At 39.7% G+C, this 21,880-nt stretch carries 15 protein-coding genes; 11 read left to right on the top strand and 4 right to left on the bottom strand.

Going from position 1 to position 21,880, the window contains the following annotated elements; translation table 11 throughout:
• Positions 1–1,105, bottom strand: a 1,105-nt coding sequence (locus tag K5Q58_RS12605; protein WP_220754276.1) for a tryptophan halogenase family protein, incomplete at its 3' end; no start/stop codon positions are given.
• Between the two features lie 96 nt (positions 1,106–1,201).
• Complete coding sequence (locus tag K5Q58_RS12600; protein WP_220754275.1) at positions 1,202–3,940, bottom strand: TonB-dependent receptor; 2,739 nt, start codon at positions 3,938–3,940, stop codon at positions 1,202–1,204.
• 500 nt (positions 3,941–4,440) lie between these two features.
• Here K5Q58_RS12600 and K5Q58_RS12595 point away from each other — a divergent pair, with 500 nt between their 5' ends.
• From K5Q58_RS12595 to K5Q58_RS12580, 4 genes are all read left to right on the top strand, one after another.
• On the top strand, positions 4,441–6,069 hold the full coding sequence (locus K5Q58_RS12595; RefSeq protein WP_220754274.1) for an alpha-glucosidase family protein: 1,629 nt from the start codon (positions 4,441–4,443) through the stop codon (positions 6,067–6,069).
• Positions 6,070–6,197: 128 nt separating this feature from the next.
• Positions 6,198–7,463 carry a sugar MFS transporter gene (locus K5Q58_RS12590; protein ID WP_220754273.1) on the top strand — a complete coding sequence of 422 codons (1,266 nt, stop codon included), beginning with the start codon at positions 6,198–6,200 and terminating at the stop codon, positions 7,461–7,463.
• 183 nt (positions 7,464–7,646) lie between these two features.
• Positions 7,647–8,864: an RsmB/NOP family class I SAM-dependent RNA methyltransferase gene (locus tag K5Q58_RS12585; protein WP_220754272.1), complete on the top strand. Its 1,218-nt coding sequence runs from the start codon at positions 7,647–7,649 to the stop codon at positions 8,862–8,864.
• Positions 8,865–9,135: 271 nt separating this feature from the next.
• On the top strand, positions 9,136–11,388 hold the full coding sequence (locus K5Q58_RS12580; RefSeq protein WP_220754271.1) for an EAL domain-containing protein: 2,253 nt from the start codon (positions 9,136–9,138) through the stop codon (positions 11,386–11,388).
• A gap of 54 nt (positions 11,389–11,442) precedes the next feature.
• Here the strand turns inward: K5Q58_RS12580 and K5Q58_RS12575 are convergent, their stop codons facing one another.
• Positions 11,443–11,862: a secondary thiamine-phosphate synthase enzyme YjbQ gene (locus tag K5Q58_RS12575; RefSeq protein ID WP_220754270.1), complete on the bottom strand. Its 420-nt coding sequence runs from the start codon at positions 11,860–11,862 to the stop codon at positions 11,443–11,445.
• 445 nt (positions 11,863–12,307) lie between these two features.
• The gene (gene ald, locus K5Q58_RS12570) at positions 12,308–13,423 is read right to left on the bottom strand and encodes an alanine dehydrogenase (protein ID WP_220754269.1); all 1,116 of its coding nucleotides are present in this window, start codon (positions 13,421–13,423) and stop codon (positions 12,308–12,310) included.
• A 179-nt stretch (positions 13,424–13,602) separates the two neighbouring features.
• Here ald and lrp point away from each other — a divergent pair, with 179 nt between their 5' ends.
• The 7 genes from lrp to K5Q58_RS12535 all read left to right on the top strand — a co-directional run bounded on the left by lrp (position 13,603) and on the right by K5Q58_RS12535 (position 21,793).
• Entirely contained in the window at positions 13,603–14,109 is a 507-nt protein-coding gene (gene lrp, locus K5Q58_RS12565) for a leucine-responsive transcriptional regulator Lrp (RefSeq protein ID WP_055026025.1), read from the top strand.
• A 253-nt stretch (positions 14,110–14,362) separates the two neighbouring features.
• Positions 14,363–17,248 carry a DNA translocase FtsK gene (locus K5Q58_RS12560; protein ID WP_220754268.1) on the top strand — a complete coding sequence of 962 codons (2,886 nt, stop codon included), beginning with the start codon at positions 14,363–14,365 and terminating at the stop codon, positions 17,246–17,248.
• A 38-nt stretch (positions 17,249–17,286) separates the two neighbouring features.
• Entirely contained in the window at positions 17,287–17,925 is a 639-nt protein-coding gene (lolA, locus tag K5Q58_RS12555) for an outer membrane lipoprotein chaperone LolA (protein ID WP_220754267.1), read from the top strand.
• Between the two features lie 60 nt (positions 17,926–17,985).
• Positions 17,986–19,263, top strand: coding sequence for a replication-associated recombination protein A (locus K5Q58_RS12550; protein ID WP_374758503.1), 1,278 nt, complete (start codon positions 17,986–17,988; stop codon positions 19,261–19,263).
• A gap of 1 nt (position 19,264) precedes the next feature.
• Positions 19,265–19,642 (top strand): fluoride efflux transporter CrcB, encoded by a 378-nt coding sequence (gene crcB, locus K5Q58_RS12545; RefSeq protein WP_220754285.1) that lies wholly within the window; start codon positions 19,265–19,267, stop codon positions 19,640–19,642.
• 18 nt (positions 19,643–19,660) lie between these two features.
• Positions 19,661–20,947 carry a serine--tRNA ligase gene (serS, locus tag K5Q58_RS12540; protein ID WP_220754265.1) on the top strand — a complete coding sequence of 429 codons (1,287 nt, stop codon included), beginning with the start codon at positions 19,661–19,663 and terminating at the stop codon, positions 20,945–20,947.
• A gap of 135 nt (positions 20,948–21,082) precedes the next feature.
• Entirely contained in the window at positions 21,083–21,793 is a 711-nt protein-coding gene (locus K5Q58_RS12535) for a hypothetical protein (RefSeq protein WP_220754264.1), read from the top strand.
• Positions 21,794–21,880: the final 87 nt, after the last annotated feature.

Raw genomic sequence — 21,880 nt, 5'->3', positions numbered from 1 at the left:
CATTTACCAAAGTAGGGGAGATATGCCCGTTTGGCATGAATTTAGTTAGTCTAATGATTGCAGTTTGAACCAAATGTAAACTTGTAGATTCAAGAGGCTCTAAAAAACCTGAAGATAAACCGATAGAAATACAGTTTTTATGCCATTGCTCAAGCCTTCTACCAGGTTTGAAGCGGATGAGTTTAGGAGGAGCGAGTGGTTTAGTATCTAAATTTTTTAATAACGTATTTTTTGCTGTTTCATCATCGATAAACTCAGAAGAATAGACAATACCATTACCTGTTCTATGTTGTAGTGGAATACGCCATTGCCATCCAAACTCATGGGCTATTGAGCGGGTATATGGAACAATTGGTGAAGATTTTTCGCTTGGTACAGCCCAAGCTCTATCGCATTTCAACCAATGTTGGTAACTTTCGTAACCTACATCAAGAGTTTTATCTATCAGTAAGCCTGCAAATCCAGAACAATCTATAAATAAATCACCATTTATCGTTTTATCTGAATTTAGTTTTAAGCTTTCGATAAAACCATTTTCTCTAAGTTTAACTTTTTCTATATCTCCTACTATGTGTTTGATGCCTAATTCGCAACAGTATTGTTGTAATAACTGAGCATATAAGCCTGCATCAAAATGGTAAGCGTGAGTTAACCCTGATAATTGATCGTTATGAATGCGTGGTTTTACAGCAAACTGGTTATTTATTGCGGCTTGATAGTTAAAAGAATAATCCCATAAAGAGTTTGGTTTTGGTTTACTTGCTAACCAATAATGATGAAAAGCGGTATACCCAATATTTTTGCCGATATCCCCAAATGCGTGCATGTAAGCGTCATTTTCTTTTCCCCAGTTTTCAAATTGAATACCGAGCTTGATACTTGCTTGTGTCTTTTCAATGAAGTCTTTCTCATTAATGCCTAAAACATCATTGAAAATCTTTAAAGGTGGGATCGTTGCTTCACCAACACCTATACTACCAATAGTGTCTGATTCTACTAAAGTAATTTTAATTGTTTGTTTGTACATTTTGCAGAGCAATGCAGCTGTCATCCACCCAGAAGAACCACCACCGACAATAACAATTTCGTTAATTCTACTCGTCATTATCAAACCTCAAAATTGTTGGTAATTTAAAATTAGAATTATAAATTGCTATAAAAAAGCCCCTGTAAATACAGAGGCTTTTAGTTATCTACTTCATTAGAATTTGTAGTTTGCGCCTAACATATAATTACGACCATAGTTTTGATAGTCACGAATTTCTCGTGCATCATCACCAAAATATGTTGTGAATGGTTCATTTGTTAAGTTATTAACTTGAAATTGAACTGAAAGGCCTTCAAGAGTGGTAAATCCACCCTCACCAAAGTCATAACCAATTTGCGCATCTACAACTGTTTCTGCTGCAACATTCTGGTTTTCTCTGCTTAAACTAATTGCAGTAACTTCACCTAGGAAATCACTACGGTAGCGAGAGCTGACTCGTGCTTCAAAGCCTGAGTTTTCATAGTAAACAGTTGCATTGAACGTTTTCTCTGAAAGACCAGGTAAAGTGGTTGGTTCACTATCTGCAGTTTCTTTAACTTCTGATTCATTGTAAGAACCATTTAGAATTGTACCGAAACCTTCTAATACATCGGCGAACATACCGAAATCTAGAGATATTGAAGCTTCAATACCTTGAACGTAACCACCTTCACCATTTTGAGGAGTAGTAAATTTACCTGCTTCTTCTCCCGGTTTTACATCAGGCAGAATTTCGCTGAAATCAACAAATGCATCTTGATCATATACGAAGTTTTCTAAGTCTTTGTAATACACAGCTACAGAGAAATAACCTTGGTCACTAAAGTAGTTTTCATAACTTAAATCGTATTGACGGGCCATCCAAGGTCGAAGCTGAGGGTTACCTGCTGAACCAGTCCAGTAAACTCCATCTGTTGGGTTTTCATTGTATGAATAATTTAAATTCGCATTCATTTTATCCATACGGGCACGACTTAAAGTACGTGCAGCTGCAAAAACTAAACGCTGGTCTTCAGCCACTTGTAGCGCCAGGTTGAAACTTGGTAACCATTCTAGATATGAGTCTTCACCATAACTTGGTGTTAAGGTAATTGATCCATCATCTTGAACTGAAGCAGCTGTGCCGTTTGAACTTTGTTCACTATCGACGGCTTGTACACCAAAGTTACCTGTTAAAGGTAGTTCACCTATTTCAGTTTCAAAATCAGCTTTAACATAGAAAGTATTAACTTTCTCTTCTATCTGCCATGAATTTACAGCGCGATCGACTTGGACTGTTGCTGCATCAAGCTCGTCGTAGTTACCGTCGTTATAAAATGCAAGCGCATCGTATGACAACATATCACCCATACCGAAAAACGCTAATGATGTTGGGTCAAGTAAATATTTATCAGGTACTGTCATCATATAATCAGGAGCAGTATTTATGTCATAACCTTTTAGAGTTAGGTAATAACCTTGATCATCTTTAGTCTTCTCACGTTGGGTCAAATTGACACCAAATTCAACGCTTCGCATAAAACCGTCATCGAAGGTATAAGTTGTACCTAAACGAAGAGACTTAAGCTCATCTTCAATTTCTGGTTTGTTGATGAAGCCGTCTTGCATATTGCTATCAATACTTCCTGGGCCCCAGCTGAATGCTCCACCAAGTCTAACTAAGTTTGGATCTGAATAATCTAAAGCCGGATTAAATGTGTAACCACCTTCTCCATTAAATTTAAAACCTAAATCTTCAGTGGCTCCATTCCCATTACCACGACCCGTTCCTGCATAAGTTTCAATTCCGATATCAGTTCGTTCAACCTTGGACATTGCAATGTCAGCTTCTACGCTCCAATTAGTATTGATGATGTATTCAGTATTCCATCCGATTGAGATTGAGTCTGCATCACGAGTATTGGCATCGTTACGAATCAAAACGCCTGCATCACGGATAACGCCTTCAGTAACAAGTCCATTTTCAGCTGTAATTGAGTCAGTTCCTGAGTTAGCCCAACCGCCACCCCAAGCGCCAGGTATTTCAATACCACGTAAGATTTGTTCATCGTAGAATTTAGTATAAAAAACATCTACAACAGTTCTGAAATTGTCATTAGGAGTATATTCAAAAACCCCCATAAATCCGTCACGTTCAAGTTCACTTGAGCGAACGTAAGGTTTTGCACCACCTAAAATTTTATCGCCATTAGCATCTTCTGGATATCCCCAAGAATTCCAGCGCTCTTCTTGGTTAGGTGACTGCATTCTAGAATAACCTAATGCAATACCAATCGTATCATCAGCAAACTGATCAATGTACGAAATACTACCTCGGTAACCCTTATCTTCGGAACCAGAATTTAATGCGCCTAAATCGTTACTTTCAGCACGTAAGTTGACAGCAACGGTACGCTCACCATGACGAAGAGGGCTAATTGTCTGCATATCGACAGTGCCGCCAATTGCTTGCGTCATTAGTGAAGCATCTGGCGTTTTATAAACAATTACAGTATCAAGTAATTCAGAAGGGTATTGGTCAAACTCAACCCCACGATTGTCATTAATAGAAGCTTGCTCACGCCCATTTAATGTAGCCATTGTGAAATCAGGGCCTAAACCACGGATTGAAACAACATTTGCACGACCGTCTAAGCGTTGAGCTGCAATACCTGGAAGGCGAGCTAATGACTCTGCAATACTGACATCCGGTAACTTACCGATATCTTCAGATGAAATAGCTTCAACAACTGAAGAATTTGACATTTTTAATGATTGAGATTTTTGTAAGCTACGGCGAATACCGGTGACTTTTAGTACTTCAATTGATTCATCTGCAGATACAGCATCTTCTGCTTCAGCTGCGAAGCCGTACATACTTGTACTGGCAGCAACCATTGCTAACGTCAGTAAGCTTGGTTTAAATAGCGACATCCATCTTTCCCCTTCTGAATGGCCAATAGCTCTTAATGTGTAAGGTAGAGCTATTAGATTTCTATTATTTATAATTACAGTCTTTATAGTATTTCCTTCAGCTTGCTTAATTGACTGCATAAGCGCTGAGGTATATTTCCGTTTTGTTGCGGAACAGTGAAGATACTACTCCTAGCTTTCTTTCCTCGACAACGTTATGCATACGTATTCAAAGGATGCGCAAGCTAAAAGTGACTGTTTTTTTACTTTTAGTTAACATTCAAAAGTCATATTTGAGACTCTTTAAGTGTCTGAATTGTAGCACTTAAATGTGTTGTAAGTATTTTTTAAAAATGTATTAATTCTTTGCATACGTATGCAGCTCTATTGAACCTGATTTCCATAATCACGTATCCTCGAGTCAATTAAATAATAATGACGACCTGTTACTGGGTCGCAACAAAGGGTTAACTACGTCAAGTTTGTTTAGTAGTTGATTCGCTTATTACAGAGGGTGTGCAATGAGTCAGTTATCATGGTGGCGCGGCGGAGTGATATACCAGGTATATCCACGAAGTCTGATGGATTCCAACGGAGATGGAGTAGGTGATTTACAAGGAATTATTGCCAAACTTGATTACATTGCTAGTTTAAATGTCGATGCGATTTGGATTTCCCCTTTCTTTAAATCACCAATGAAAGACTTTGGTTATGACATTAGTGATTACCTCGACGTCGACCCTATGTTCGGTTCGATGAATGACTTTGATGAATTAATTGCAAAAGCTCATGAGTTAAATATCAAAGTTATTATTGATCAAGTGCTAAGTCATACCTCTGATGAACATGCTTGGTTTAAACAAAGTAAATTAAGCCGTGATAATGATAAAGCTGATTGGTATGTGTGGGCCGATCCTCAAGATGATGGTACCGCGCCTAATAATTGGCTAGCCATTTTTGGTGGCTGCGCTTGGGAATGGGAGCCTCGTCGTCAACAGTACTATTTACACAACTTTCTAAAAAGTCAGCCCGATTTAAACTTCCATAACCCAGAAGTAAGACAAGCTGTTTTAGATAATGTGGAATTTTGGCTTAAAAAGGGCGTTGATGGATTCCGCTTAGATGCTATTACTTTTTGTTATCATGATGAGCAGCTTAGAGACAACCCTGCAAAACCTAAAGATCAACGCCAAGGTCGCGGTTTTAGTGAAGATAATCCATATGCTTATCAGTATCACTATTACAATAATACCCGCCCGCAAACCGTTGGCTTTATTGAAGACTTACGTTCGTTGATTAATCAATATCCTGGTGCTGTTACCTTAGGTGAAGTGTCTTCAGAAGACTCACTAGCCACCATGGCTGAGTACACCCAAGGCGATGACCGTTTACATATGGCCTACAGTTTTGAGCTACTGACTAATGATTTTAGCGCAGCTTATATACGTCAAACGGTAGAAGAACTGGAAGCCAGTATTGGTGACGGCTGGCCTTGCTGGGCTATCGGTAATCACGATGTTCAGCGAGTCGCTACACGTTGGGGCAAAGGTGAAAGTAACCCTGACTTAGTTAAAATGCTAAATGCTTTACTGTGTTCATTGCGCGGTAGTGTGTGTAGTTACCAAGGCGAGGAACTAGGATTAACTGAGGCTCCTATTGAATTTGAACAGCTTCAAGATCCGTTTGGCATTACTTTTTGGCCAATGTTTAAAGGCCGTGATGGCTGCAGAACGCCAATGCCTTGGGTTAAAGAGCATCAACAAGCTGGTTTTAGTGAAAATAAACAAGCTTGGCTCCCTATTCCTGATGCACATAAAGCATTATCAGTTGATTTGCAGGAAGCCAATTCAGACTCAAGTTTGCATACATATCGTCACTTTTTGGCTTGGCGTAAGCAATACCCTGCGTTAGTTGCTGGTGATATTCAGTTTATCGATACCGATGAACCAGTATTAGCTTTCACTCGTCATTTTGAAACTCAAACTTTGTTAGTGGTATTTAACCTGGCAAATAGTGCTAACCAGTTTGATGTTTCAAGCTTCTCAATCAAGCAAGTTATCGACAATCATGGCTTAGCGTCTGGTGAACTCGTTGACGGAAATAACTTAACACTTGCAGCATATAATAGCTTTTATGCCGTCATTGATTAAATGTTAAAACAGCAACCTTATGTTGCTGTTTTACGTTATAGCTTGGACATTGAGCTAGGCTACATATAAAGCTCAATAATCAACATTTACACAATCATTTTTTATACAATAACAAGAGTACCTTAATTATGGCCTCAACAATTACAAGCGGTGCCACAACCGTTAGCCATTCAGGCGATGGTAAATATCGTTTTGCATTGGTATCCCTGACTTCATTGTTTTTTATGTGGGGTTTTATCACCTGCTTAAACGACATTTTAATTCCTCATTTAAAAGCAGTGTTTTCATTAAGTTATACCGAAGCCATGCTGATTCAGTTTTGTTTTTTTGGTGCTTATTTTTTAGTATCACTTCCGGCTGGTAAGTTAGTTAAGAAATTAGGTTATCAACGCGGTATTGTCACAGGCCTTGTTATAGCAAGTTTTGGTTGTGCATTGTTTTATCCCGCGGCTGACTTTGCTGTTTATGGCTTATTTCTTGGCGCACTTTTTGTACTTGCATCTGGAATTACCATTTTACAAGTAGCAGCCAATCCCTACGTTAATGCATTGGGCAGTGAAGAAACGGCTTCAAGTCGTCTAAATCTAACTCAGGCATTTAATGCGCTTGGAACGACTGTTGCACCGTATTTTGGTGCAATACTCATATTATCGGTGGCAACAGGTGCCGTTGGAGAGTTAAGTCATTCGCAAGCAGAAGCTGAAGTTGTAAAAATGCCTTATCTTTTCCTTGCTGCTACTTTAGCGATATTGGCTGTGATTTTTGCCAAATTGAAGCTACCAGTCATTGAAGCTCACGTTGAACAAAATACGACGGGTGAAGTGACCTACAAAGGTAAAACCAGTGCGCTACAAAGTACTCATCTTGTTTTAGGTGCAGTAGGTATTTTTGTATATGTTGGCGCTGAAGTCTCAATTGGTAGTTTCTTAGTCAACTTTTTAGGCGAGGAGCACATTGTTGGGCTTCAAGAAGCAGATGCAGCAAAATACATTACGTATTATTGGGGCGGAGCTATGGTTGGTCGCTTTATCGGCTCAGCAGTAATGCAAAAGATTTCAGCAGGCAAAGTATTAGCCTTTAATGGTTTAATGGCTGCAGTTTTAGTATTAGTTGCAATGTATACCAGTGGTGAGATTGCGATGTGGGCAATATTGGCTGTTGGCTTGTTCAATTCAATCATGTTCCCAACGATTTTTAGTTTAGCGCTCAGAGATCTCGGACCACATACTTCTCAAGGCAGTGGCTTCTTATGTCTAGCGATTGTAGGTGGTGCTATTATACCTTTATTACAAGGGGTAATGGCTGATTCTATGGGCTTACAACCAGCATTTATTTTACCAGTTGTCTGTTATGCATTTATCGTGTTTTACGGCGCGAAAGGTTCTCAAATGTAATTCTTCAGAATGACAAGTTTTATTTGTTAAACTTAAGCAGCCATTCGGCTGCTTTTTGTTTTTAGGTAAATTGATCTCAATGCGTTAAATATCATAATCATTACTTGCGCTAAAGCGCGTTAACTCCTATGATCCAAGCGCTTTTCTGTAATTACTTCTTTTTCTTTACTCTGTGAGATCCCAATGCTGACTTTCCCACTTTCTGGCAGTTCTTCTGAACTGGTAATTGATGTGCTAACCATGGTGTTAACTGATGGTAAACCATTAGATAGAGCATACTCTCACAACTTTTCTGGCATGCAATATCCGCCTGCAGAACTTGCCCGTATTACCACCGTTACCGGTGATATCCTTCGCCGTCTAAACCTTTACTGCTTCATAGTAGACATGAAAGCTGACGATATTGAGCGTATGGGTTCAAAATTGATTAATGGCTGGCATTTATTCCATGAGCTTGAATTACCCAAAATGGAATATGCATTACAGGTTGATGCAGAAGACTTTGCAGCGCGTGTTGCTCAAGCTAAGACACAGCCAGCATTATGGGATGGCTGTCCTGAATGGTTAGATACATTAGGTGCTAAGCAGTTAGGTGATAAATGGCCTGCAGAAAGAGCAGCCTTAGCCGCAGTGCCTAAGCGTTATATTCGTGCTAACTCACTTAAAGGCACACGCGATGAATTGAAGCAGCGTTTAACCAAAGAATTAGTGGCTACTGTTGAAGTAGAAGGGGTAGATAGTGCCCTTGAAGTTCGTTCTGATTCTGCATTATTTAAAACTACCGCTTTTAAAGAAGGTTTTTTTGAACAACAAGATGCAGGCTCACAGCTTGTAGCTGCCGCAGTGGATGCAAAACCAGGTATGCGTGTAGTTGATGCTTGTGCTGGTGCTGGTGGTAAAACCTTACATATTGCTGCACAAATGAAAGGTAAAGGTCGTTTATTGGCCATGGATGTTGAGCAATGGAAACTCGATAATCTAAAAGCTCGTGCGCGAAGAGCAGGTGCACATAACGTAGAAACTAGAATCATCGCTAGCAGCAAGACTATTAAGCGTTTGAAATTAACCGCTGATCGCGTGTTATTGGATGTACCTTGTTCAGGTTTAGGCGTACTTAAACGTAACCCTGATTCGAAATGGCGCGACACGCCAGAGCGTTTACCAGTATTAATCGAATTACAAAAAGATATTTTACAAAGCTATAGCCGCATGGTGAAAGTGGGTGGCATTTTAGTCTATGCCACATGTTCTATCATGCCTGATGAAAACCGTAATCAAGTCGATGCTTTTATCGCAGCGAACCCGCACTTTAAACTCATTGATGATGAAGAAATTTTAGTTTCTGAACATGGTTTTGATGGTTTTTATCTTGCTCGCATGGAGCGCATCAGCGAAGTGTGAATTCAATTATTTTAAAATAAAACAAGTATTAAAAGCAGTTTTGTTAGCAGACAATACTGCTTTTTTTGTTTAAATAGCATATAAAATGGTAATTTTGGATTTGACTAGCTGAAACAGAGGTTTACTAAAGCCAACTACAAAATGCTTGTTATGGTGTTGTAATACCTTTGTTGATTTTGTCTGGAATTATGAATAATCTTCTTATTATTAAACATAGGAAATAAAACTGTCATATGTAGTTGCAGATAATGATTTAGGTTATAGGAGTTCTATGGATAGCGCGCAGTATATTAGTACTAATACTGAAAACTATGATGTGTTAACGCACAGGTCTTCTAGTATTGAGCGTTACAGTACCATTTTATCTATGGTTCTTGCAGGTTCTCCACTTAGGGAAATACTCCATTCATTAGTTCTTTCCATTGAAGCTCAAAAAATAGGTACCAAAGCATCGGTACTGCTAATCAGTAATGACAAAAAGCGTCTGCTAAATGGCGCAGCGCCGAGTTTACCTGAAGAATACAATCAAGCTATTCATGGCGTCGAAATCGGTCCTGAGGTTGGCTCTTGCGGCGCTGCAGCTGCAACAGGTAAACGAATTATCGTTGAAGATATTGAAACTCACCCCAATTGGGCTGCATTCAAAGAGTTACCCCTTAAAGCGGGTTTAAAGTCCTGCTGGTCTGAACCTATTATCGATTCAAATGGTGAAGTACTCGGTACATTCGCCATGTATTACGATACCAAAAAGTCGCCATCAGATTTAGATTTAGAGTTAATTCAAGAAGCCGCAAAATTAGGCAGTTTATCAATAGAGCGCAGTCAAGCTCTGCATTTGCAACGATTAACTAGTCGTATATTCAGCAAGTTACCCATGGGATTGGTTATTACGACTGATACTCACTCGTTATTGTTAGTTAATCCTATGTTCAAAACAATAACCCGGGATTTTACTGCTGACAAAACCGTATTCGAACCCGAAGTCTTTTTTGAAAAATCAGATCCAAAGGTTTTGGCGTCAATGCTTAAAAATTTAACCCGAGGAAATACATGGCAAGGTGAGCTAACGGGTTATAAACGTAATGGTAAAACATTCGATGCTGAAGTGACCGTGACGACGTTTAGAGATTATCACGGTGAACAAAATTGTTTATCTTGGCTCATTACCGACATCAGCGAACATAAAGATGCTAATAAACTCATTCATTTTCAAGCCAATAATGACGCCTTAACCAGCCTTGCTAATCGACGGTGCTTTTTAGATAAAATATATGATTATGTTTGGCAATTAGAACGCACAAAGCAAACAGATATCGCATGTAGTGTTTTATTAATGGATATTGATAACTTTAAACTAATCAATGATAGCTTAGGACACGAAAACGGTGATGCGTTACTAAAAGAAGTATCTGACCGATTAACCACCATCACGCCAAGAGGCTGCTTACTCGCTCGTATTGCTGGTGATGAGTTCGGTTTATTTATCCCAGGTAAAGTTTCCGAAAATCAACTTATTTCATTAGCAAAACAAATTAATTTAACCATAGCCGATGTCGTGATTATCGAGCAGCAACATATACATCCTTCAATGAGCATTGGGATCTCTCGTTATCCTGATGACTCTACCATTGTCGAGTCGTTAATCAATTTTGCTAGTCAAGCAATGTATGATGTAAAACTCAAAGGCCGTAATCACTATCAGTTTTTTAATGAAACGATGCAAAAAAATGCTGAGCGGACTGCCTACCTGCAAATGGAGTTGGGTAAAGCGTTAAACAAAGAATCATTTGAACTGTATTTTCAGCCGATTGTGTCAGTGGATTCCATTCAAATTGAAAAAGCGGAAATATTACTGCGCTGGCAATTGAACGGTGAGTTTATTTCCCCAGAAGAGTTTATTCCAATAGCAGAGCAGTCAGGGTTAATTGTGCCGATTGGTAAGTGGGTTAGGCAGCAAGCATTAACAATCATTGCTGAGCAATGGCAAAAGGGCTGTCCAATCGCTTTAGCGGTGAATGTTTCAACTTGCGAATTTTTAACTGATGAACTTCAAAAAGAATTTATTTATTTCTTTGAAGAGTTTGTAGGAACACTGGCTGTATCTGATTTCCCATTTGATTTACTGACTCTAGAAATTACAGAGTCATTGATGATGGATCAGCATCAAAATATTGAATGTCTATTAAATCAGTTACGTAATTGGGGCATTAAGATTTCAGTGGATGATTTTGGAACTGGCTATTCATCATTATCTTATTTAGCCAATTTCCCAGTTGACCAAATTAAGATTGATAAAGCCTTTATACAAAAAATTGAACAAGGTCCAAGGCATAGAGCTCTCGTAGAAGCGATAGCAAGCATGAGTAATGCTCTTGAATTAGCGGTTACGGCAGAAGGCGTGGAAACACAAACCCAATTAGATTTTGTCAAACGTAACCATGTTGATGCCATACAGGGCTACTTTTTTTATAAACCAATGCCTCAAGCAGATTTCTTTGATTTATTAGATAAGCAAAATAATTAAAAAAACACTAATTCAAGACAAAAAAGTCTGATTAAACTATTTAACTTATCAAAATCATTCGCCTTGAATCGTTATTAGTACTTTTCGGCTTCCACCGTGGTTGCGATGCTCACCTAAATAGACCCCTTGCCACATTCCTACCGCTAATTGCCCATGACTGATGGGAATTGATAGCTCACACCCTAGTAAACTAGATTTTAAATGTGCTGGCATATCATCGCTTCCTTCATAGGTATGCACGTAATAAGGCTCATTTTCAGCTGCTGCTCGGTTAAAGTAAGATTCAAAATCTTGTCGAACACTTGGGTCTGCATTTTCGTTGATGGTGATTGACGCTGAGGTATGCTGTAAAAACACATGCATCAATCCCACAGAGAAATTCGTTATCTCAGGGATTTGCTGCAAAATTTCATCGGTAATTAAATGAAAACCTCGAGGTTTAGCTTTTAATAGGATCTGTTTTTGAAGCCACATTTTAACATCACTTTTTGTGCTGAATAATGGTTAAATTGTAGAGATATTTAGCCTTTACGCCAACAGTGTAAAACACTGGTTTAAAAAAAATCAGCAGGATATAACACTATTGAGCTATTTTTACGTCGTATTCAATGCAAATTTTTACTTGTTATTACTAAAATCCTTGCTGTATAGGGGCTGTGTAAATCCTTAAATTAAATATGCTTATTATTTAAAGATTTTTATTTCAATGATATTTTATCTAATTCACATGTCGAGTGTTCTTAAAATTTCAGCAAACATATGTAAGCTGTGTATAAAACAAACGATTGATACAAAATGTTACCTTATAATGATTAGACTAATCTATCTTGAAGTATTTTTTGCATACAAAAAAGCCGCTAAATAAGCGGCTTTATCAATCTATGTAAAGTTTAAAGTAAGCTAAAAAGCAATACTCATATTAACAAAGCATGATTTTAGGTTCAGTAAATTCAAGTTCTAATGCTTCAGCCACTTCTTTACATACCAATTTACCGTGGATGACGTTTAATCCATTCAGTAGGTGTTGGTCAGCAAGTAGTGCCTTCTTATAGCCTAAATTAGCAAGCTTTAAGATGTAAGGAAGGGTAGCATTATTAAGAGCAAACGTTGATGTACGTGCTACTGCACCAGGCATGTTAGCTACACAGTAGTGAACAACTTCATCGACAATGTATGTAGGCTCTTGGTGAGTGGTAGCATACGATGTTTCTACACAGCCGCCTTGGTCAATAGCAACGTCAACGATGGCACTGCCAGGCTTCATGCGTGAAATCATGTCACGAGTTACAAGTTTAGGTGCAGCAGCACCAGGAACCAATACGCCACCAATCACAAGATCAGCATCAATAACATGACGTTCAATGGCATCCGCAGTTGAATAAATCGCTTTAACAGAAGAACCAAATTGTACGTTTAGACGACGTAATGCATCGATGCTACGATCAAGTACAACAACGTCTGCGCCCATACCTACGGCCATTTGCGCTGCATTGGTACCTACCATTCCGCCGCCAATAATCACGACTTTAGCTGGCTCAACACCTGGTACGCCACCAAGTAACATGCCACGGCCACCTAATGACTTTTCAAGAGCGCGTGCGCCTGCTTGAATTGACATGCGACCAGCGACTTCAGACATAGGAGCAAGTAATGGAAGACCGCCGCGATCGTCAGTCACTGTTTCGTATGCGATACATACTGACTTACTTTTAATTAAGTCTTCAGTTTGCGGCATATCCGGTGCTAAATGCAGGTAAGTGAATAGAATTTGATCTTCACGAAGCATAGCGCGCTCAACGGCTTGAGGCTCTTTTACTTTAACAATCATGTCTGATTGTGCGAAAACTTCTGCGGCAGTTTCTAGAATAGAAGCACCAGCGTCAATATAATCTTGATTGGTAAAGCCGATGCCTGTACCAGCATCAGATTGAACGAATACATCATGGCCTTTAATCGTTAATTCGCGAACGCTTGAAGGAACCATACCTACACGGTACTCGTGGTTTTTGATTTCAGTAGGGATACCAATAATCATTTTGTGCCTCTATTTGATCAGTTGTCGTTGTTGACAATTCAATTGTTATTATAATCGCTCACCTGAACGTGCTTATTTCAGGGAAGTCTAGTATAGTGCCCAAGACGCAGTTTATGCTGCTAAACTTTACACATTAAAAGATGAATATGTTGTTTTTGTGCTAAAGCAAGGTTAATAATATGGCAAATAATAAAAAAAATTCTGTAAAAGATTTAGATCGGATTGACCGTAATATCCTCAATGAACTTCAAGTTGATGGTCGCATATCAAACGTGGAGTTATCGAAAAGAGTAGGGCTTAGTCCTACTCCTTGTTTAGAGCGAGTTAAGCGTCTCGAGAAACAAGGTTACATTAATGGCTACACTGCATTAGTTAACCCTCATTATCTTGGTGCATCTTTACTTGTATTTGTGGAAATCACGTTAACACGCGATACGCCTGATATTTTTGAGCGCTTCAACAAAGCCGTTCAGTTACTCGATGATATTCAAGAATGTCATTTAGTCTCTGGTGACTTTGATTATTTATTGAAGACTCGAGTATCTGATATGTCAGCATATCGTCGTTTATTAGGTGAGACTCTACTTAAGTTGCCATCAGTTTCTGATACTCGTACTTATGTGGTCATGGAAGAAGTCAAACAAACTAATAAAGTCGCATTAAATTTATTAGCGGATAGCTACTAAACTTTCTGACCAATAAAAATAAAGGGCATAGCCCTTTATTTTTTTATCTAAAATCAGCAAACCTTCAAAAAGCTCCTCCATTTTGATGTAAAAACAACCAAATTTATCTTACTCAATTAAATTTTGGTTAAGCATCCATCTATCTGAAAACATTAGGTTGAGCTAGACTTATTCACGTAGCATAATCGCTGCAACATCAGTGATATTCTGTTATTGTTATCATTCTTTTTAATTCTTATTCGGGTGTTTTCGTTTGTCTCAGGGAAATAGTCTTCAAACACTTAGTGGCCTTCAACGTCTTCTCGAAGGTGGATTGATCATTTGTTGCATGACAGCAACTTACATTCTTCTTGCGCTTAGCAGCTTTGATCCTAGCGATCCTGGCTGGAGCCAGTCTCATTTCCAAGGTGAAATCAATAACCTTACTGGTGCAGTAGGGGCATGGACTGCTGATGTCCTTTTTTATTTCTTCGGTTTTATTGCTTACCTGATCCCTATCATTATTGCAGCCACAGGCTGGTTTATTTTTAAACGCACTCACAAATTATTTGAAATTGATTACTTCTCAGTGGGGCTAAGAATTATTGGCTTCATGTTGATGGTACTGGCATTAGCAGCACTTGCGAGTATGAATGCTGATGATATGTATGTGTTTTCTGCAGGTGGTGTTGCTGGTGATGTGATTGGTCAGGCCATGCTGCCTTATTTCAATAATCTAGGTACTACATTACTCTTATTGTGCTTTATCGGCGCAGGTTTCACTTTAACTACAGGTATTAGTTGGTTAACAGTTATTGAAGCAACTGGCTACGGCACTATTTGGTTGTTCAAAAAATTAATTAGTCTTCCAAGTTATTTGAATGGGTCGAAAGAAACAGAAGATACTCGTGGATTTATGTCTGTGGTTGATAAGTTCAAACAGGGACGCGATAAGTCAGATGAATATGAAGCTATTGATGGCGAAGTAGCGGAAACTACTGATACACAATCTACAGAAAGAACTGATACTCAATCAACAGAAAGAACCTACGGCGGTAAGTTAGAGCCACAATTTGAAACTCATTCAGATGCAGTATCCGCAGCAGAGACTGATGAAGACGAACATGAAGTTGAGCCAGTTAAGCAATCTATCTTCGCGAGAATGAAGTCCAAGATTAATCCAACTCAAGAGAATACCCCTGACGACTATCAAGATCATGAAGTTGATAACCAAAATCAAGTTCTGCCAATCAACGGTCAGCGCAGAGTAGAGCCGCAAGTTATTATCAATAGCGAAAATGATGGTTCGTCAGAACCTTGGGCTGCAACAGGCGATGCGCCAGCTGTTGACTTAACTCATGCTAATCAAGCTACAGAAGCCAACAATGATGAAACCATAGAGTTCGGTGATGAGTTTGACCGCACAACATCTATTGGTGCGACAGTGATGGCAGCAGCGGTGAAAAACCAGCAAAGCAGCGAACAACACAATTCGGATGACAGTGCTAACGCAGCAAGTCACGTAGCAAGTGCCGTTGCAAATAGTGCTGCAAATAACCCTGTTGCGTCACCAGCGGCTACTGACAAGCCTTATATTGCAGAAGGTGTGGTAATAATTCCTGGTCAAGAACCACAAGTGGTAATGAGTCAGCCACGAGTTGCAATGCCGCCTTTACCAAGCATTACACTGCTTGATGTCCCTGATCGCAAAGAAAATCCAATTACTAAAGATGAGCTTGATATTGTTGCTCGCTTAGTCGAAACCAAATTAGCCGACTTTAATATTGTGGCTAATGTGGTTGGTGTGTTCCCTGGTCCAGTCGTAACGCGTTTCGAACTTGAGCTGGCACCAGGGGTGAAAGCTTCGAAGATTACTAACCTTTCAAAAGATTTAGCTCGCTCATTATTAGCGGAAAGTGTCCGTGTAGTTGAAGTGATTCCAGGTAAGGCTTACGTTGGTTTAGAGTTACCCAATAAGTTTCGTGAAACCGTATTCATGCGCGATGTTCTCGACAGCAAAACCTTTGAAGAAAGTCAGTCAAACCTATCTATGGTGCTAGGTGAAGATATTGCAGGCGACCCTGTCGTGGTTGATTTAGGCAAAATGCCGCATTTATTGGTTGCTGGTACTACAGGTTCAGGTAAATCTGTCGGTGTGAACGTGATGATCACCAGTATTTTATATAAGTCTGGTCCTGAAGATGTTCGCTTCATCATGATTGACCCGAAAATGCTTGAACTGTCGGTATATGAAGGTATCCCGCATTTATTATGCGAAGTTGTCACCGATATGAAAGAAGCCGCCAATGCACTGCGTTGGTGTGTGGGTGAAATGGAACGTCGTTACAAATTAATGTCGGCATTAGGTGTACGTAATCTTAAAGGTTACAACACGAAAATTAAATTAGCGAAAGAAGCAGGTACGCCAATTGTTGACCCGCTTTGGAAGTCATCAGAAAGCATGGATGAGCAAGCGCCAGAGCTTGATAAATTACCTTCAATTGTTGTCGTAGTCGATGAATTTGCTGACATGATTATGATTGTGGGTAAAAAGGTTGAAGAGTTAATTGCACGTATTGCGCAAAAAGCTCGTGCGGCTGGTATTCATTTAATCTTGGCAACACAACGTCCCTCAGTTGATGTGATCACTGGTTTGATTAAAGCGAACGTACCAACGCGTATTGCATTCCAAGTTTCATCTCGTATTGATTCTCGTACCATTTTGGACCAACAAGGTGCAGAAACCTTACTTGGTATGGGGGACATGCTTTATTTGCCACCAGGAACAAGCGTACCAATTCGTGTTCATGGCGCCTTTATTGACGATCATGAAGTGCATAAAGTGGTCGCAGATTGGCACGCACGAGGTAAGCCACAATATGTTGAAGAAATTTTAAATGGCGTCAGTGATGGGGAGCAAGTTTTACTTCCTGGTGAAACAGCTGAAACCGATGACGATACGGATCAACTCTATGATGAAGCTGTTGCCTTTGTAACCGAAACCCGTAGAGGATCAATTTCGAGTGTGCAACGTAAATTCAAAATTGGTTATAACCGCGCAGCACGAATCATTGAAATGATGGAGTCACAGGGCATTGTAAGTAGCCAAGGTCATAATGGTAATCGAGAAGTATTAGCGCCACCGCCACCACGCGGTTAGTTATCCATTTACGCTATTTGAATGTAGTAGGAAAGAATATGAAAAAATGTATGGGTTTATTATCAGTCATAGCCGTGATGTTAACTTCATCCGTTCAGGCGGATGACTCGGGTGTACTGCGAGAAAAGCTAGAAACTCTGGCTTCTTTAAAAGCCGAATTTAGTCAGACAGTTACTGACATTAATGACAAAGTTATTCAGTCTGGTGAAGGCGTTTTTGCACTGGCTTACCCAAACAAATTTTACTGGCATTTAACTCAGCCTGATGAGTCACTCATCGTTGCTGACGGTCAGGATTTATGGATATTTAACCCGTTTGCAGAAGAAGTCACAGTAATGGATTTTGCTGATGCAGTTGAAGCGTCGCCGATTGCATTATTAGTTCATCGTGATGAAAACACATGGGCTCAATACCATGTTAGTCAAGTACAACCAGAATCTGGCAAAGCTTGCTATATGATCAAGCCTAAATCATTAGAAAGCAGTGTTGTCACAGTTAATGTCTGCTTTAATGAAACACAACTTACTGACTTTAACTTACTCGATGAGCAAGGTAATCACAGCCAGTTTGTTTTAAGTAATCAAACTACTGTGGCTGAAGATGAACAGTCTTTATTTGAATTTGTTGTGCCAGCCAATGTTGATATTGACGATCAACGTGCCAATACAGAGCAGTAGATTATTGTGGCTAATTTAGGTTTTGATTTTGCGCCCGACTTTCGTCCTTTAGCCGCTAGAATGCGTCCGAGGGATATAAGTGAATACGTGGGGCAAAGTCATTTGCTTGGTGAAGGCCAACCGTTAAGGCAAGCATTAGAAGCGAACCGTGCTCATTCAATGCTGCTTTGGGGGCCACCAGGAACCGGCAAAACAACTCTCGCTGAATTAGTTGCTCATTACGCCAATGCTCATGTTGAACGTATCTCAGCTGTGACCTCTGGGGTAAAAGAAATCCGCGCAGCTATTGAGCAAGCAAAAGCTGTAGCCCAAAGCCGCGGCCAACGTACCTTACTGTTTGTTGACGAAGTCCACCGTTTTAATAAAAGCCAACAAGATGCTTTTTTACCGTTTATCGAAGACGGTACCGTGATTTTTGTTGGGGCTACCACTGAAAACCCATCGTTTGAGCTGAATAATGCATTATTGTCTCGGGCAAGAGTGTATTTGATTAACCGCCTCGACGCTGATGATATTGCTAACATTATCAATCAAGCGTTAACCGACACAGAACGCGGTTTTGGCAAGCGTAACTTTGTCATGCCTGATGATGTGATGCAGCAATTAGCCGCCACTTCTGATGGGGATGCACGTAAAGCATTAAACTTACTCGAGTTAATGAGTGATTTAGTCAGTGATAATGATAGTTTTACCCAAGAGATGCTCACTCAGGTCGCCGGCCACCAAATGGCTGCTTATGATAAAAACGGCGATCAATTTTACGATTTAATTTCAGCGGTACATAAATCTGTTCGTGGTTCATCACCGGATGCCGCGCTGTATTGGTATTGCCGTATTTTAGAAGGCGGTGGCGATCCACTTTATGTTGCGAGACGATTATTGGCCATTGCTTCAGAAGACATAGGCAATGCTGACCCGACAGCAATGAATATAGCACTAAATGCATGGGACTGTTTTCACCGCGTTGGTCCCGCAGAAGGTGAACGCGCTATAGCACAAGCCATTGTTTATTTAGCCAGTGCGCCCAAAAGTAATGCGGTATACACTGCATTTAAAGCAGCGAGAGTACTTGCCCGAGAAACTGGCCATGAGTCAGTGCCCGATCATTTACGTAATGCGCCCACTCAATTAATGAAAAACATGGGACTAGGTGCTGAATACCGTTATGCCCATGATGAACCCGGCGCTTTTGCTCCTGGTGAAAATTACTTCCCAGAATCACTGCAACAAAGTCAGTTTTACTATCCAACAGAGCGTGGATTTGAAAAACGGATTAAAGATAAGTTAACCCATTTAGCTGAGCTCGATAGAACAAGTGAGGTAAAACGCTATGATTAGCATGACCAATATCATGTTTGTGGCACTTGGCGGATCAATTGGTGCTGTTTTTCGCTATGTTATTTCAATTTTAATGCTTCAGCTATTTGGAAGCAGTTTCCCTTTTGGTACACTGTTGGTCAATATATTGGGATCTTTCTTGATGGGTGTGGTTTATGCCATCGGTCTTGAAACAAGTCACCTAAGTCCTGAAATTAAAGCCATGGTTGGTGTTGGATTATTAGGCGCTTTAACGACTTTTTCGACTTTTTCCAATGAAACATTATTGCTGATGCAAGAAGGACTTTTTGTAAAAGCAATTCTCAACGTGTTGTTGAATGTCATCCTATGTATTTTCATGGTGTATGTCGGCCAGCAGCTAGTATTTTCTCGCATTTAACTATTAAGAATATAAAACATGTTAGATCCAAAATTTTTGCGTAACGAACTTGAAGTCACAGCTGAGCTGTTAGCTAGACGTGGCTTTATCCTTGATGTTAGCCGTCTTACAGCTTTAGAAGAAAAGCGTAAGTCGCTACAAGTGGAAACAGAAGAATTACAAGCGTCCCGTAATGCAATCTCTAAATCCATCGGTCAAGCTAAGTCTCGTGGTGAAGATGTTAGTGAAATCATGGCAAAAGTAGGGGACTTAGGTTCTCAGCTAGATGCGAAGAAAACTGAACTGGCTGATTTGTTAGCTGAGTTAAACGGTATTGCGATGAGCATGCCAAACTTACCTGACGATGCTGTACCTGCAGGTGCTGACGAAAACGACAATGTTGAAGTTCGCACTTGGGGCGAGCCAACAAAATTTGATTTTGAAGTTAAAGATCATTTAGATCTTGGTGAAGGCCTAGACGGTTTAGACTTCAAAAGTGCAGTAAAAATTACTGGCTCACGTTTCATCGTGATGAAAGGCCAAGTTGCACGTTTAACTCGTGCAGTTGGTCAATACATGCTAGACCTTCATACAGAAGAGCATGGTTACACTGAAATGTATGTGCCTTTGTTAGTGAACGAAGAAAGCTTATTAGGTACAGGTCAATTACCTAAGTTTGGTGAAGATTTATTCCACACCAAACCAGCAACTGAAGAAGGTCAGGGTCTAAGCCTTATACCTACTGCAGAAGTGCCATTAACCAATATGGTACGTGATACGATTGTTGAAGAAGCTAACCTTCCACTTAAAATGACGGCATTAACCTCTTGTTTCCGTAGTGAAGCAGGTTCATACGGTCGTGATACTCGTGGTTTAATTCGTCAGCACCAGTTTGATAAAGTAGAACTTGTTCAAATCGTTAAGCCAGAAGATTCAATGGCGGCACTTGAAGAATTAACGGGTCATGCTGAAAAAGTATTACAAGGTTTAGGCCTTCCTTACCGTACAATGATTTTATGTACTGGCGACATGGGCTTTGGCGCATCTAAAACCTATGACTTAGAAGTATGGTTACCAGCGCAAAATACCTACCGTGAAATTTCTTCTTGTTCAAACATGAAGGACTTCCAAGCGCGTCGTATGCAAGCTCGCTACCGTGGTGTGAATGACAAAAAGCCAACGCTTTTACATACATTAAATGGTTCTGGTTTAGCAGTAGGCCGTACAGTAGTGGCGATTTTAGAAAACTACCAAAATGCTGACGGTTCAGTTACGGTTCCTGAAGCGCTACGTCCTTATATGCGCGGTCTTGAAAAAATTGGCTAATGCTAAATAACTGTTAAATTAACAGCTTAAAAAAACCAAACTTCATGTTTGGTTTTTTTGTGTTTGTAGTTAGCTGTTATAATCATATTTACAATTTGTAAGACATCCCTTTCCTAAATTTAAAGCCTGAATTAGATGTTAGAAATAGAATACTCAATCAATGAGTTAACCACATTAATGTACGTCGAAAGCACTCATGAATTTTGCTTTGAAAATCAGCAATGGATTGTAGCTTCGAAGCTTAAAGTAGGTGATAAGATTCTTACTCGTAATGGCGTTATAGCAGCAGTTATAACTATCAATACAGTAGATACTCGTTATCCAGAACCGCATCTTGTGAGTAAGCTCCGTGATGTAAAACTGAGTCACAACCATCATTTTTTTGTAACTAAAAAACCAAACTCTGCTTTAGATGTTAGTTGCGAAGATGCACCGACAGACCCACTTGAACTGATCCCATATGAACTTGCCAACAAACCCTCTTATTTTCCTAATGGTAAGCCAACAGGACACCATAGTGGGCCATGGGTCGCTGCAAAATATATAGATGATTCAGGTTTTGAAACTTTTGGCTGGGGTAGAGCTGATGATACCCAATGCGCTGAAGATGCTGCGGTGTCAGATTTAAAGTCAAAAATTGAAATACCATTGTTACTTAATAGACAGAATGTATCTATTTCACATGCCTATATTCGTAAATATTCAAAACGTGGACGATTAATCAATACTATGAGCCCGTGCTCTTACTGCCGTGAAAATTATGGCGAGGCTCTTAATGATAAGAGGATTGGTGACAGTAACTTGAAGAAAACTGGCCGCGAATATTTGCCTGACAATGAATTTTAATTCTATCAAATCCAAATGAAATAAGAGCGCATTAACAATGCTCTTATTGGCTACCGATAAGGACTGTTCACTAGTACTATTCACCAA

Source organism: Shewanella sp. KT0246, from assembly GCF_019654955.1.
GTDB lineage: Bacteria > Pseudomonadota > Gammaproteobacteria > Enterobacterales > Shewanellaceae > Shewanella > Shewanella goraebulensis.
This window is presented reverse-complemented; position numbering and strand designations above follow the sequence as displayed.

Bases quoted from the DNA above. Each gene is read 5' to 3' on its own strand.
- K5Q58_RS12600 (WP_220754275.1), bottom strand. From the start codon at position 3,940: ATGTCGCTATTTAAACCAAGCTTACTGACGTTAGCAATGGTTGCTGCC.
- K5Q58_RS12595 (WP_220754274.1), top strand. From the start codon at position 4,441: ATGAGTCAGTTATCATGGTGGCGCGGCGGAGTGATATACCAGGTATAT.
- K5Q58_RS12590 (WP_220754273.1), top strand. From the start codon at position 6,198: ATGGCCTCAACAATTACAAGCGGTGCCACAACCGTTAGCCATTCAGGC.
- K5Q58_RS12585 (WP_220754272.1), top strand. From the start codon at position 7,647: ATGCTGACTTTCCCACTTTCTGGCAGTTCTTCTGAACTGGTAATTGAT.
- K5Q58_RS12580 (WP_220754271.1), top strand. From the start codon at position 9,136: ATGGATAGCGCGCAGTATATTAGTACTAATACTGAAAACTATGATGTG.
- K5Q58_RS12575 (WP_220754270.1), bottom strand. From the start codon at position 11,862: ATGTGGCTTCAAAAACAGATCCTATTAAAAGCTAAACCTCGAGGTTTT.
- ald (WP_220754269.1), bottom strand. From the start codon at position 13,423: ATGATTATTGGTATCCCTACTGAAATCAAAAACCACGAGTACCGTGTA.
- lrp (WP_055026025.1), top strand. From the start codon at position 13,603: ATGGCAAATAATAAAAAAAATTCTGTAAAAGATTTAGATCGGATTGAC.
- lolA (WP_220754267.1), top strand. From the start codon at position 17,287: ATGAAAAAATGTATGGGTTTATTATCAGTCATAGCCGTGATGTTAACT.
- K5Q58_RS12550 (WP_374758503.1), top strand. From the start codon at position 17,986: ATGCGTCCGAGGGATATAAGTGAATACGTGGGGCAAAGTCATTTGCTT.
- crcB (WP_220754285.1), top strand. From the start codon at position 19,265: ATGACCAATATCATGTTTGTGGCACTTGGCGGATCAATTGGTGCTGTT.
- serS (WP_220754265.1), top strand. From the start codon at position 19,661: ATGTTAGATCCAAAATTTTTGCGTAACGAACTTGAAGTCACAGCTGAG.
- K5Q58_RS12535 (WP_220754264.1), top strand. From the start codon at position 21,083: ATGTTAGAAATAGAATACTCAATCAATGAGTTAACCACATTAATGTAC.